The organism is Methanocella arvoryzae MRE50, from assembly GCF_000063445.1.
GTDB classification, from domain to species: Archaea; Halobacteriota; Methanocellia; order Methanocellales; family Methanocellaceae; genus Methanocella_A; species Methanocella_A arvoryzae.
Genome location: NC_009464.1, coordinates 2,653,592 through 2,666,827, shown reverse-complemented (window position 1 = coordinate 2,666,827; position 13,236 = coordinate 2,653,592). Strand labels below are relative to the sequence as shown.

Sequence of the window (13,236 nt, the reverse complement as noted above, 5' to 3'; positions counted from 1 at the left end):
TAGCCCTCCTGCCTGTAATTATCCGGGTGTTGGTGGTTCCGTCCCATATGGTATTCAACTCGCTTCCGACTTCATGTATATATAATGTGTCTATGGTGGGAAATGCTATGTCTACTTTTAGTATATAAACTTTACTTGACTATAAGATGCGGGATTTCAAAAGGCAGGTGCTGGAAAATATGTAGAGCGGGCTGATGGACAGCAACTGAAAAAAAGAGAAATCGCCACAACAGTGGCGATCGGCTTAGATCTCGTCTTCTTTCTTCTCCGACACGAGCCGGGCGACCGCCACGACCGAGTCCTCCGGCCTCATCTTCATGACCCGGACGCCCTGAGTGTTCCTGCCTATTTCAGGAATGTCGGTGACGTTCATCCTCGTCATCATGCCCTCCTTGCTGGCGATGACGATCTGGTCGTCCGGCATGACGCTGATAACGGCCACAACAGCACCGTTTCGCAGAGTGGTCTTGATGTTGATCATGCCCTGGCCGCCCCGGTGGTGGGCGGTGTACTCCTCGATGGGGGTGCGCTTGCCGAACCCGTTCTCGCAGATGGTCAGGACCGACTGGCCGGGGCTGACGATTTCCATGGCAATGACTTTGTCGTTCTCTGTCAGGCGGATACCGATCACGCCCATGGCAGGCCTGCCCATGGTCCGGACCTCGCTTTCGGAGAACCGGTTGCACTTGCCGTTCCTGGTCGCGATCAGGACTTCCTGGCTGCCGTTCGTCATCTTGACCGAGATCAGCTCATCCCCGCTTTCGAGGCCGATGGCGATAATGCCCGTGGACCGGATGTTCTGGAACGCCGACAGGGCGGTCTTCTTGATGGTGCCTTCCCTGGTGCACATGACCAGGAAGTGCTGGTCGTCAAAGGTCTTGATCGGGATCATGGCGTTGATGGCCTCGCCGGGCTCGATGTTGATCAGATTGATGATCGCCTTGCCCCTTGCCTGTCGGCTGGCTGCCGGCGGGATCTCGTAGACCTTGAGCGAATAGACTTTGCCCTTGTTCGAGAAGAACAGGATGTTGTCGTGCGTCGAGGCCACGAATAAGTCGACGACAAAGTCCTCTTCCTTGGTCTCCATGCCGACGATGCCGACGCCGCCCCGGCGCTGGGTCCGGTAGGTGTCGACAGGCATCCTCTTGATGTAGCCGGTGTTGGAGATGGTGACGACCACGTTCTCGACCGGGATGAGGTCCTCGTCCACAATCTCGCCGGCAGACTCCACGATCTTGGTCCTCCGCTCGTCGCCGTACTTTGCTTTCATATCCAGCAGCTCGGCCTTGATGATGTCCAGCACCATCTGGGGGCTGGCCAGCACTTCGTTGAGGTGTGCGATCTCCTTAATCAGGTCTGCCCGCTCATCGTCGATCTTCTGCCGCTCCAGCGCAGTCAGCCTCGCCAGCCGCATGTCGAGGATGGCCCTGGACTGCTCGTCGGACAGGCCGTACTTCTCCATGAGGGTGGCCTTCGCTTCGTCGGCGTTGGCGGAGCCCCTGATGATCCGGACGAAGTCGTCGATGTTGGTCAGCGCTATCAGCAGGCCGGCCAGGATGTGCTCTCTGGCCTGTGCTTTCTTTAATTCGAACTGGCTGCGCCTGGTGACTACTTCCTGCCTGTGCTTGATGAAGTAGCCGATCGTCTCCTTCAGGCTCAGCGTCATCGGGGTGTTGTCGACGAGGGCGATGTTGTTCACGCCGAAGGTCGACTCCATCTGGGTGTGCTTGAACAGCTGGTTCAGGATGACGTTCGCGTTGGCGGCCTTCTTGAGCTCGATGACGATGCGCATGCCGTCCCGGTCAGACTCGTCTCTCAGGTCAGAGATGCCCTCGATCTTCTTGTCTTTGACCAGATCTGCGATGCTTTCGATGAGCCTCGCCTTGTTGACCATGTAGGGGATCTCGGTGACGATGATGGACATCTTGCCGTTCTCGTCCACGATCTCGGCCTTCGCCCGCATCCTGATGCTGCCCCTGCCCGTGAGGTAGGCCTCCTTGATGCCTTCCTTGCCGTAGATGAAGCCGGCGGTCGGGAAGTCCGGGCCTTTCACGTAGTTGAGCAGCTCGATCGGCTCGATCTCCGGGTTGTCGATGACTGCGATGGTGCCGTCCACGATCTCGCCCAGGTTATGGGGCGGGATGTTGGTCGCCATGCCTACCGCAATACCGGACGAGCCGTTGATCAGCAGGTTGGGCAGCCTGGCAGGTAAGACGACAGGCTCTTTCAGGGTTTCGTCGAAGTTGGGGGCGAAATCTACGGTTTCCTTGTCGAGGTCGGCGAGGATCTCTTCGGCGATCCGCTCCAGCCGGACTTCGGTGTAACGCATGGCCGCAGCCCCGTCGCCGTCGATGCTGCCGAAGTTGCCCTGGCCGTCGACCAGCGTGTAGCGCAAGGAGAAGTCCTGCGCCATCCTGACTATAGTATCATAGATCGCCGCGTCGCCGTGGGGGTGGTACTTACCCATGACGTCGCCCACTACTCTCGCGGACTTCTTGTAGGGCTTGTCGTGGGTGTTGCCCAGCTCGTACATGCCGTAAAGGCACCTGCGATGCACAGGCTTAAGGCCGTCCCGGACGTCAGGGAGAGCTCTCCCTACGATGACGCTCATCGCGTAATCGATGTAGGAGCGTTTCATCTCCTCCTCGATCTGGACGGGCAGTAAAGTTTCCTGAGTTTGCTGTTGCTGAGGTGATTGTGGTTGGGGTTGTTTTTCGTCTGCCATTTCAGATCACACATCCAGGTTCTTGACGAACTTCGCGTTCTTCACGATAAACTCCCTTCTCGGCTCGACCTTGTCTCCCATGAGGAGGGTGAAGGTGCGGTCCGCCTCGATGACGTCCTCCAGCTTGACCTGGTACATGGTCCTCGTGGCGGGGTCCATGGTCGTAGACCAGAGTTGCTCGGGATTCATTTCACCGAGACCTTTGTAGCGCTGGATGCTCACGTTAGTCCTGCCCATCGCTTCCAGAGCTTCGTTCAGCTCCCTGTCGCTGTAGACGTACTTTTCCTCCTTGCCCTTCTTAATTCTGTAGAGGGGCGGCTGAGCGATGTACACGAAGCCGGCTTCCACGATCTGCTGCATGTACCTGTAGAAGAACGTGAGGAGCAGCGTGCGGATGTGCGCGCCGTCCACGTCGGCATCGGTCATCAGGATGATCTTGTGATACCTTGCTTTATCGAGCACGAAGTCTTCGCCGACGCCAGTGCCGAGCGCGGTGATGAGCGCCCGGATTTCGGCGCTCTCCAGGATCTTGTTCAGCCTGGCCTTCTCGACGTTCAGGATCTTGCCTCTCAGCGGCAGAATGGCCTGAAACAGCCGGTTCCTGCCCTGCTTGGCGGAGCCGCCTGCAGAGTCTCCTTCTACGATGTATAATTCGCACTTGCTGGCATCCTTCTCGGAGCAGTCGGCCAGCTTGCCTGGCAGAGTGCTGCCCTCGAGCGCCGACTTCCTGCGGGTAAGTTCCCGGGCTTTGCGGGCTGCTTCTCTTGCCTGGAATGCCTGGACTGTCTTCTCAATGATCTTCCTGGCGTCAGCCGGGTTTTCCTCCAGGTAGTCGTTCAGCCCGTCGCCCACAAGGGATTCGACAATGCCCTTGACGTCGCTGTTGCCCAGCTTGGTCTTGGTCTGGCCCTCGAACTGGGGGTTGGTAAGCTTGACAGAGATAATAGCGGTCAGGCCTTCACGGATGTCTTCGCCGGAGAGAACCATGTCGCCCTTGAGCATGTTGTTCTTCCTGGCGTAGTCGTTGACCGTCCTGGTCAGCGCTGCCCTGAAGCCGCTCAGATGGGTGCCGCCTTCGTGAGTATTAATATTGTTTGCGAAAGCCAGGATGACCTCACTGTAGCCGTCGTTATATTGCATGGAGATCTCCACTTTCGTCGTGTCCTTCTCCCGCTCGAAGTAGATCGGCTTCGGGTGCAGCACAGTCTTGTCCTGGTTCAGGTACTCGATGAACTGGTTGATGCCGCCCTCATAGTGGTATTCGGCGCTCTTCTGGGCGCCGAGGTCGGACAGGGTGATCCTGATGCCCTTATTCAGGTAGGCCAGTTCTCTCAGCCTGTTGGCGAGTATGTCAAACTGGAACTCTACGGTCTCGAAGATCGACTTGTCGGGCTTGAAGGTCGTCTTCGTGCCGGTCTGGTCTGTCTCTCCGATGATCTTGACCTCGCAGACAGGCTTGCCCTTCTCGTAGCGCTGGAAAAAGACCTTGCCGTTCCGCTTTACCTCCACTTCCAGGTACTCCGAGAGCGCATTCACTACCGAAACGCCCACGCCATGCAGGCCGCCGGAAACCTTGTAAGTCCGGTTATCGAACTTGCCGCCCGCGTGGAGGATAGTCATGACTATCTCGAGGGCTGGTTTCTTGTACTTCTCGTGCATCTCGACAGGGATGCCTCTGCCGTTATCAGTTACTGTGACGCTGCCGTTGGGGTTGATGGTTACGTCGATCGCATTGCAATAACCGGCCAGCGCCTCGTCGATGCTGTTGTCTACGACCTCGTAGACCAGATGGTGGAGGCCTCGGTAGTCAGTAGAGCCTATGTACATACTGGGCCTTTTTCTGACCGCCTCAAGGCCTTCTAGAACCTGGATGCTGGAAGCATCGTAAGTTTGTGCCGGGACTTCGTTTGACATTCTAAGCTATTCCTCTCATCAGTTTTTGGAAAAAGTTTGATAGGAGCGTTAGTGATTCTCAGGCCAAAAGAAGGGCCCAAAATGAACTACTATAAGCTCATTTATCAGTATATGTAATTCTGCCAATAATACTCCCGCATAGCATATATATTTATTCGTCCTGCGAGCCCAAAATTTGGCCGCCATAAGCTTTTTCGAAAATTATTCGACAATTGTCGATGCAAGTGCTGAAAAATCACTGACGTGGCTTTTATGTGCGTCATATAAACGTTATCCACAAAAAAGTGAAATAAAAGTAAGCATTTTTTCGACTACCATGATGAAAGTATAACTTCAAAGCGGATATACTGCCACACGCTAATGTTGGCAGGCGGTTACCAGGTCAGCGATCGCCGTGGGGACACACTTTCAGCCGGCTGTACGATAACTTTTATCTCCGGGCAGCATATTCAGTCAGACGGCAAACGATGGAATGATGCCGAAGGATGAGAACGTATGAGGCTCGATGAATACCTCGTCTCAGAAGGGCTGATCGCCTCCCGCAGCCGGGCGAAGCGGTACATTCACCGGGGCCTGGTGAAGCTGAACGGCGAGGTCGTCACCAAGCCCTCGAAACAGGTGAAGCCCGGCGCCATTATTGAGATAGCCGAAGAAGACCGGCCGGAAGGGTACTTCAAGCTCAAGGGCATCCAGAATCAATCTGGCATACTCAGGCCGGGCGACAGAGTGCTGGATATCGGCTCCAGCGCAGGCGGGTTTTTAATGTATGCCTCGGGCATCGCCGACGAGATCGTGGGCATCGAGTACAGCGAAGAGTTTCGGGAGCCGCTGGAGGCTGTTATGGAAGAGTACCCGAATGTAAAAGTGCTCTTCGGGGACGCCTTTAACATGGACCTCACGCCGCTCGGAGAGTTCGACGTAATCCTGAACGACATGACAGTAGAGCCGGCAATGTCGATTGAAATTATGGCCCGGTTCCTGCCTCTGCTCAGGGGAGGAGGACGGGTGCTGCAGGTGCTGAAGCTCGATAAGATCAGCGATGTCGAGCCGTTTTTGATCCTGCTTGAGAAAAAGGGGCTTGAGATAGTCAAGGTGATCAGGCCCGAAAAGCGCGAGGCTTATGTCATCGCACGGCCAAAAAGATAAGGGGCTCCGCGGGGGAAGTCCCAAAAGATAGAATTTTTCGTTTTTACCCGGCAGCAGGATTTCAGCTATAGCGGCTGATTAAGCACACATCTGATCGCAGACCCATATCATAAGGTCAGAGGTATGAGACAGATGACTCCTCTGCCAGCCTTTCATGTCATGGCCAAGCCGACCGGTGCCCGGTGTAACCTGAGCTGCGACTACTGCTTTTTTCTGAAGAAGGACCGGCTGTACCCTGGCAGTAGCTTCCGGATGCCGGACGAGGTGCTGGAATCCTATATCAGCCAGACTATCGAGGCCCACAAAATACCACAGGTTACCATCGCCTGGCAGGGCGGCGAGCCGACGCTCATGGGGCGGGACTTCTTCAGGCGGGCCGTGGAGCTGGAAAAGAAGTACGCAAGGGCAGGCATGCACATCGAGAACACCCTGCAGACCAACGGTGTCCTGCTCGACGCAAGGTGGTGCCGGTTTCTGAGGGAGAACAAGTTTCTGGTGGGGTTAAGTCTGGACGGACCCCGGCACCTGCACGACGCCTATCGTCACGATAAGGGAGGAAACTCTGTGTTCGACCGAGTGGTAAGGGCGGCAAAGCTCATGCAGAAGCACCGGGTTGAGTTCAACATTCTGTGCACGGTGAACTCGGCGAACAGCCGGCACCCGCTGGAGGTATACCGTTTTTTCAGGGATGAGTTGAAGACGCCTTTCCTGCAGTTCATCCCAATAGTAGAGATCGATCCTGCCACCGGCACGGTAACGGATCGATCGGTCAGCCCTGAGCAATATGGCAAATTCCTCATCGATATCTTCGACGAATGGGTCGGCAGGGACGTGGGGAAGATGTTCGTTCTCTTCTTTGACGGGGTACTGATGTCCTACCTCAGGGGACGCTCGTCTCTGTGTGTCCTGCGCCCGACATGCGGCGACGGCGTCGCCCTCGAGCACAACGGCGACGTGTACTCCTGCGATCACTTCGTGGAGCCGGCGCACCTGCTGGGGAATATCACGGAGACGCCGATCGGTGATTTGGTGAGATCGGAAAAGCAACAGTGCTTCGGGCGTGCCAAGTCAGATACGCTGCCACAGTACTGCCGTCAGTGCAATTATCTTTTCACCTGCTACGGGGAATGCCCCAAGAACCGGATATCGGCAACTCCCGGCGGAGAACCCGGCCTCAACTGGCTCTGCCCGGGCCTGAAAGCCTTTTTCCGGCACACCGAGCGGCCGATGCAGATCATGGCAGAGTTGCTACATCGAGGGCGTCCGGCCTGTGATATCATGAAAATCTTGCCCCGGAATCAAGAAGACGGCACTCATAAATCCCTGCAGTAGGGGAGATTGAGAATGGCAAAGAAGGCAGATAAGCCAAACATCATGGTTATCTGGGGCGACGACATCGGCATCACCAACCTCAGCATCTACTCGCATGGACTCATGGGCTACAGGACACCGAATATTGATCGCATAGGCCATGAAGGCATGCTTTTCACAGACAGCTACGGAGAACAGAGCTGTACTGCAGGCCGGGCCGCGTTCATCACCGGCCAGAGCGTGTACCGCTCCGGGCTGAGCAAAGTGGGATTGCCGGGCGCAAAGATTGGCTTGCAGGCTGAGGATCCGACCATCGCCGAGTTACTGAAACCGCTGGGCTACGCCACCGGCCAGTTCGGCAAGAACCACTTCGGCGACCGGGACGAGTTCTTGCCAACGATGCACGGGTTCGACGAGTTCTACGGCAATTTGTATCACCTGAACGCCGAGGAGGAGCCGGAGCTGCGGGATTATCCCACGGAGAAGGATTTTCCGAACTTCCGGAAGAACTTCGGCCCACGGGGTGTACTGCACTGCTGGGCGAAGCCGGACGGAGGCCAGAAGATCGAGGACACCGGTCCGCTCACCCGTAAGAGGATGGAGACGGTGGACGAGGAGTTCCTGGAGGCGGCCCAGGCCTTTATTAAGAAACAACATAAGGCTGGCGTGCCGTTCTTCGTGTGGTTCAACACCACGCACATGCACTTCCGGACTCACGAGAAGCCCTCGTACAAGGGCAAGGCAGGGCGGTGGCAGTCGGAGTACCACGACGTCATGATCTACCATGACTGGTGCGTGGGCGAGATGCTGAAGCTGCTCGACGACCTCGGCATCGCCGACAATACTATCGTCATGTATAGCACCGACAACGGGCCCCACCGGAACTCCTGGCCCGACGCCGGCACGACTCCTTTCAGGAGCGAGAAGAACACCAACTGGGAGGGCGCTTTCCGGGTGCCGCTGCTGGTGCGATGGCCCGGGGTTATCAAGCCCGGTTCGGTCTCGAACGAGATTGTCAGCCACCTGGACTGGCTGCCCACCTTCCTGGCTGCCGCCGGCGAGCCGGATATCAAGAAAAAGCTGTTGAAGGGGCATAAGGCAGGCAAGAAGACGTTCAAGGTTCACCTCGACGGCTACAACCTGCTGCCATATCTGTCCGGCAAGGAGAAGAAGAGCCCGCGTAACGAGTACTTCTACTTCTCTGATGATGGGGACCTGCTGGCCATGCGCTACGATAACTGGAAGTTCGTGTTCCTGGAGCAGCGGTGCCACGGCACCTTGCAGGTGTGGGCAGAGCCGTTCACTAAGCTGAGGCTGCCGAAAATTTTCAACCTGCGCACCGATCCCTTCGAATTTGCCGACATTACCTCGAACACCTACTGGGACTGGATCTTCGACCATGCGTTCGCGCTGGTGCCCGCGCAGCAGGAAGCGCAAAAGTTCATGGAAACGTTCAAGGCTTTTCCGCCACGGCAGAAGGCGGCGAGCTTCACGGTCGAACAGGCCAGCGAGCAACTCAAGAAGCCGGGCGGTGACTGAGGCGCTGGCCTGTGCCGCCGTCGATTCGAGGTCCGAACATGGCCTGTTACGGCGCGACCGGTCGGGCCGGGCAGGCGTTCATCCTGGCCCTGGCGATCTTGCTCACGCTCGGCACCTGCTGGCCGGGCACCGGCGCGCCGGACGATCGTTTCAGCGGAGCCGAAACCGGGGAACGGGTTATAACGGCCGGAGTCGGATGCGATCCGTTGCCTTCGTGGAACGATGGGCCCACAAAACAGGCGATCATGGACTTTGTCGCCAGAGTGACTGCCGAGGATAGTCCCGACTTTGTGCCTGTGGAGGAGCGCATCGCCACCTTCGACAACGACGGCACCCTCTGGGTGGAACAACCCCTGTATGTGCAGGGGATTTTCGTGTTCGACCAGGTCCGGGCGCTGGCTCCGGAGCATCCCGAATGGCAGGAGCGGCAGCCGTATAAGGCCGTGCTCGAAAACGATACAGCCGCCTTGGCCAGCCTGAGCGAAGAGCAAATCGCCGACATGGTGCTGACCGTGCACGCTGGGACCGAACAGGAAGAATTCATCGGGGCCGCACGGGAATGGCTGGCAGAGGCCCGCCATCCGCGCTATAACACTTCTTACACCAGGCTGGTTTACCGGCCGATGCTGGAGCTCATGGACTACTTACGTTCCAACGGCTTCCGGGTGTTCATCGTCTCGGGCGGCGGGGTCGATTTCGTCCGGGCCTTCTCCGAGGAGACCTATGGAGTGCCCCGGGAGAACGTCGTCGGCAGCAGCCTGGAGTATGAGTACGGGGCTGACGGGCGGCTGACGAGGCTGGCAAAGCTGAGTAAGTACGACGATGCCGGGGGCAAGCCGGAGAGCATCGCGCTACACATTGGCAGGCGGCCGATCTTTGTAGCCGGCAACTCGGACGGCGATCTCGCAATGATGCGCTATGCGGCAACAGGTAGTCGTCCATACCTGAACCTGCTCGTGCACCACGAGGACGCACGGAGGGAGTATGCCTACGACCGCGAGTCGCACGTCGGCCGGCTTCGGGAAGCCCTGGACGAGGCTAGAGCACTTGGCTGGCCCGTCATCAGCATGAGCCAGGACTGGAAGCGGATATTCGATGATGGAACTATCTAATTACCTGCTGATCCTTGTAGACTGGATCGAGCTACTGGCCAATTTGATCAGCGTCCTGATCATAGCGGCGGGCATCGTCGTTGCATCCGTCAAGGTACTGCAAACGGTCCGCAAGCCGGACCTGTTACACTATAACAAGGCCCGTCTGGCCTTTTCCCGGTACCTGGTGATCGCCCTGGAGTTTCAGCTGGCTGCCGATATTGTCAAGACCGCCGCGGATCCGAACTGGACAGACCTCGGCATTCTGGCGGTCGTGGCCCTCATCCGGACATTCCTGAACTTCTTCCTGCAGCGCGAGATGAAGGAGGAAGAGCGGGAGGTGGAGCATGCCGGCAAGCCCGTCCCGGGATAAGCCACCCGATCTCGGCTACCAGCGCACCCGCCTCGCGGCTGACCGCACCCTGATGGCCTGGATCCGGACTTCTGTATCGATGATCAGCTTTGGCTTCACCATCTACAAGTTTTTCATGTACCTGCGCGAGTCAGATCTCATCTCCGGCAATATAGCCCTGCACGGGCCTCGCAACCTGGGTCTGGCGCTGGTCGGGCTGGGCACTTTCCTCCTCGCGATGGCCATCGTAGAATACCTCCTGTACCAGAGATGGCTGAGCCGGGAGATGCAGGTGAAGTTTCCCCTGTCTACTGCGCTGCTCGCAGCGGTGCTCATTTCGCTGATCGGTGTCCTCGCGTTGATCAACCTGCTGTACAACATCGGGCCGATATGATCGGCCTCAGCCCTGGCAGTAGTAAGGTTCAGGACGGTTCTACTCCATGCACTATCTTTTGATACCTGGCATAGATCAGGCCTGCCACGGCGGAGATGACCAGGTAGGGTATCAGTACAGGCAAGGCATTCTCGAGAGGAGTAAAAGTCGAGGCTATCAACAAGGCAAGCCCCACGTTCCGGGACGCACATTCCAGGGCCAGCGTGGCCTGCTTCTCCGGCTGTCCGGCTACTACCAGGCGGCCCGCTACGAGGGCCCCTGCGATCACCAGCACAATAGCGACATATGACTGAAGGTCCAGCGTCAGCAGCAGGTGATAGGTAGACAGCAGTAAAAGCAAGACCACCAGGGCCATGACGATGCCCGACAGGGCTTCCAGCGGGCTGCAAAGCCGTTTAGCCAGCGCCGGAAACAGCCAGCCCGCAATCATGCCTGCAAGGATCGGCAGGAGGATGGAGGCTCCAATCTGCCCTGCGACAGCCAGCAGACTGATCTCAAGCGGGAGGCCTGTAGCCGTAGATAAAAGGGCTAACGTGACCGGTGTCGTTACAATTGCGAGAGATGCCAGCGCCACGTGAAGGCTTACGGCATACTCCATGGCGCCACCCGCCTTAGGTATTTTTTTAAGCACCAGGGGAGCCGCCGGCGAAGCGGCCAGGATCAGCAGCCCGACCGCCGTAGCCCTAGCCGGCCTGACAAGTGCAATGACAATTATAGTTAACAGGGGCACCAGCACGTCGACTGCGAGCAGAGACTTCAACAATAACCCCGGACGCCTGCCCAGATACCACAGATCGCCGGGACGGACGCTCAACCCCCTGGAGAACGAGTAGGCGAAGATGCTGGCTGCCGCCCCGGCTTGTATGATTGTCAGTATTGTGTCTGTCATAGTTACCTGTGCTGCCAGTATTCTGCTGGCTGGGCTCACATAAGCTGGAAATCCCGGGACAGGATCTCGTTGCGACCATCATCGTGACCGCTCTTCATGCTCGACATGATGGCGAACGCGTCCCTGGCCAGAGTGCCGCTGAAGCTGGGATTAAATGCAGGTATTATGGCGTTACTAGCCTCGGCATCTTCGGCACTTTTCGCCAGCTATCCATCGGCCATACCACAGGTATGAGAGATGGCGCATTAAAGGTTATAAAAGGAGATGACGACGGCCGGAGTGATCATTTCAAGGCTGGAGTAATCCATCACTTCGGCATCGACATAATGTACGTAAGGCAATCTCTATGGGTTTACCCGAAGATTGCACCCATGCCTTCGGCTGCCTCATCCTCTTCCTTGTGGATGGCGTCGAAGACCATCTGTTCCTCTTCACCAGTGAGCTTCACCAGCTCGATCCTGGAATCGGCGATCTTCTTCACGGCCTCTGTGAACTTGTCTTCTGATGCCGCCTTGACATATAGATAGAAACCGCTCTCCCTCTTGTTGCCCAGCAGCTTTGCTTCCCGGTCGGTGGGGCCGAGCCTCTTGAAGAAATCGTCCTCAAGTAGCTTTTCGACTTCCGGCTTGCTCTTGCTCTCGTAATAGTATGCTGCTTCCATTCTTACACCTTAAACTCTTGATGTCTTATGCCTACTGTAACTGGCCGTTAATATAACTATGCCACGTATAGTATGGGTTCTTCGGTCAGGCCTGACTACTTGCCGATCTTCCTGCGACCTTTTAAGCCTGGCCGAAGGCGCTCGTATCACATCTTATAATGTTTCCGTAGCAGGCTGATCGTCTCGCCGATATAGTCAATCTTATCCAGGTCATTCTCCCCCAGACCTGCCTTTTTTGCCAGGGCAAGGTAGGGCACGTCGTCCGGGCAGAGGCCCATGAGGAACGAGCCGATGGCATCGGTGGCCACGAAATCCTCCCCCGCGATGATGACGTTGGAGGCGATCGGATCGCAGGCCAGCTCATGCCGCTGGCAGCCGAGGATACCATCGATCACAGTAAGCTCAGGTCCGAAGGCCCGGTTGAGGTCTACGATCTTCTGCGCCAGGTCGTCGTGCATGATGCCCTTGGGCAGAATGCCGCCCATCATGTTTTTCATGGACAGGGTCGAGAGTGACCAGCAGTGCACCTTCAGTTTCGGCACCGACAGGATACAGTCATATTCTGTGAAGGAGCGGGCGACCTTGACGGACTTGAGCGACCGGCCTCCCTCTATCTTCACTTCCACGTGGGGCTCGGCGTTCAGGTCGATCAGCTTCACGCCGTAGCCTTTCAGCTCGTCGGTCAGCCCGACTTTCTGGAAGGTTTCTATCGTGTTGAAGCTGGCCATGCCGCCCTCGCCCACGGCGAACTCCGAGTTGCTCCAGCCATGCTCCAGCAGGTACTCCACGATGCCCCTGACGACCCGGGGATCGGTGGTCACGCCGGTCGATGGGTCGCTGTTGTTGACATAGTTAGGCTTGATCAGGATGCGCTGGTACCGCTCCAGAATTTTGTCCGCGTGGATTATCTCCAGCGCCTGTTTCGGCCCGTTGACAGGATCGGTGGTACGTAAGACAGATACAGGTTTACTCGTCAAGCGGCTCACTACCGTGTTCTATGAATGGTACGATCAGTATAATTAAAAATATTATCGAAGTGATCGCCAGAATAGCTCGCCGGGCCGTCGATAAAACTGATTGCGGATATACTGGCCTGCAGGAGAAAGGGGAAAAGCAGGATTTACTTAGGCAGCTTGGGCAGGTCTTTGCAGGCATCTGCGATCTTTCAAGACCGCCCCGCAGAGGTATTTATAAGGAGAATTACAATTAAACGC

Annotated in this window: 13 protein-coding genes; 8 read left to right on the top strand and 5 right to left on the bottom strand. The window is 56.9% G+C overall.

Going from position 1 to position 13,236, the window contains the following annotated elements; translation table 11 throughout:
• Window positions 1-244 precede the first annotated feature (244 nt).
• Together gyrA and gyrB are read right to left on the bottom strand one after the other, a co-directional pair.
• Window positions 245-2,725, bottom strand: a complete 2,481-nt coding sequence (gyrA, locus tag RCI_RS13070) for a DNA gyrase subunit A (protein WP_012036925.1) — start codon at window positions 2,723-2,725, stop codon at window positions 245-247.
• 6 nt (window positions 2,726-2,731) lie between these two features.
• A complete protein-coding gene (gene gyrB, locus RCI_RS13065; protein WP_012036924.1) occupies window positions 2,732-4,639 on the bottom strand; it encodes a DNA topoisomerase (ATP-hydrolyzing) subunit B in 1,908 nt (635 codons plus the stop codon).
• A gap of 495 nt (window positions 4,640-5,134) precedes the next feature.
• Here gyrB and RCI_RS13060 point away from each other — a divergent pair, with 495 nt between their 5' ends.
• The 6 genes from RCI_RS13060 to RCI_RS13035 all read left to right on the top strand — a co-directional run bounded on the left by RCI_RS13060 (window position 5,135) and on the right by RCI_RS13035 (window position 10,472).
• On the top strand, window positions 5,135-5,785 hold the full coding sequence (locus RCI_RS13060; protein WP_012036923.1) for a S4 domain-containing protein: 651 nt from the start codon (window positions 5,135-5,137) through the stop codon (window positions 5,783-5,785).
• Window positions 5,786-5,908: 123 nt separating this feature from the next.
• On the top strand, window positions 5,909-7,117 hold the full coding sequence (locus RCI_RS13055) for an anaerobic sulfatase maturase (protein WP_012036922.1): 1,209 nt from the start codon (window positions 5,909-5,911) through the stop codon (window positions 7,115-7,117).
• Window positions 7,118-7,129: 12 nt separating this feature from the next.
• Window positions 7,130-8,635, top strand: coding sequence for an arylsulfatase (locus RCI_RS13050; RefSeq protein ID WP_048198612.1), 1,506 nt, complete (start codon window positions 7,130-7,132; stop codon window positions 8,633-8,635).
• Window positions 8,636-8,673: 38 nt separating this feature from the next.
• Window positions 8,674-9,747, top strand: a complete 1,074-nt coding sequence (locus tag RCI_RS13045; protein WP_173363049.1) for an HAD family hydrolase — start codon at window positions 8,674-8,676, stop codon at window positions 9,745-9,747.
• A complete protein-coding gene (locus RCI_RS13040; protein ID WP_148266631.1) occupies window positions 9,731-10,099 on the top strand; it encodes a DUF1622 domain-containing protein in 369 nt (122 codons plus the stop codon). The genes RCI_RS13045 and RCI_RS13040 overlap by 17 nt, the downstream gene beginning before the upstream one ends.
• Complete coding sequence (locus RCI_RS13035; protein WP_012036918.1) at window positions 10,074-10,472, top strand: YidH family protein; 399 nt, start codon at window positions 10,074-10,076, stop codon at window positions 10,470-10,472. The genes RCI_RS13040 and RCI_RS13035 overlap by 26 nt, the downstream gene beginning before the upstream one ends.
• Before the next feature lie 28 nt (window positions 10,473-10,500).
• On the opposite strand, the gene RCI_RS13030 is transcribed toward RCI_RS13035, so the two are convergent.
• Window positions 10,501-11,361, bottom strand: a complete 861-nt coding sequence (locus RCI_RS13030; protein ID WP_148266630.1) for a bile acid:sodium symporter family protein — start codon at window positions 11,359-11,361, stop codon at window positions 10,501-10,503.
• Window positions 11,362-11,457: 96 nt separating this feature from the next.
• On the opposite strand from RCI_RS13030, the gene RCI_RS17080 reads away from it, so the two are divergent.
• Window positions 11,458-11,595 carry a hypothetical protein gene (locus tag RCI_RS17080; protein WP_158308918.1) on the top strand — a complete coding sequence of 46 codons (138 nt, stop codon included), beginning with the start codon at window positions 11,458-11,460 and terminating at the stop codon, window positions 11,593-11,595.
• 118 nt (window positions 11,596-11,713) lie between these two features.
• On the opposite strand, the gene RCI_RS13025 is transcribed toward RCI_RS17080, so the two are convergent.
• Together RCI_RS13025 and RCI_RS13020 are read right to left on the bottom strand one after the other, a co-directional pair.
• Window positions 11,714-12,022, bottom strand: coding sequence for a hypothetical protein (locus RCI_RS13025; RefSeq protein ID WP_012036916.1), 309 nt, complete (start codon window positions 12,020-12,022; stop codon window positions 11,714-11,716).
• 146 nt (window positions 12,023-12,168) lie between these two features.
• A complete protein-coding gene (locus RCI_RS13020; protein ID WP_012036915.1) occupies window positions 12,169-13,008 on the bottom strand; it encodes a DUF362 domain-containing protein in 840 nt (279 codons plus the stop codon).
• 11 nt (window positions 13,009-13,019) lie between these two features.
• On the opposite strand from RCI_RS13020, the gene RCI_RS13015 reads away from it, so the two are divergent.
• Window positions 13,020-13,232: a hypothetical protein gene (locus tag RCI_RS13015; protein WP_012036914.1), complete on the top strand. Its 213-nt coding sequence runs from the start codon at window positions 13,020-13,022 to the stop codon at window positions 13,230-13,232.
• Window positions 13,233-13,236 lie beyond the last annotated feature (4 nt).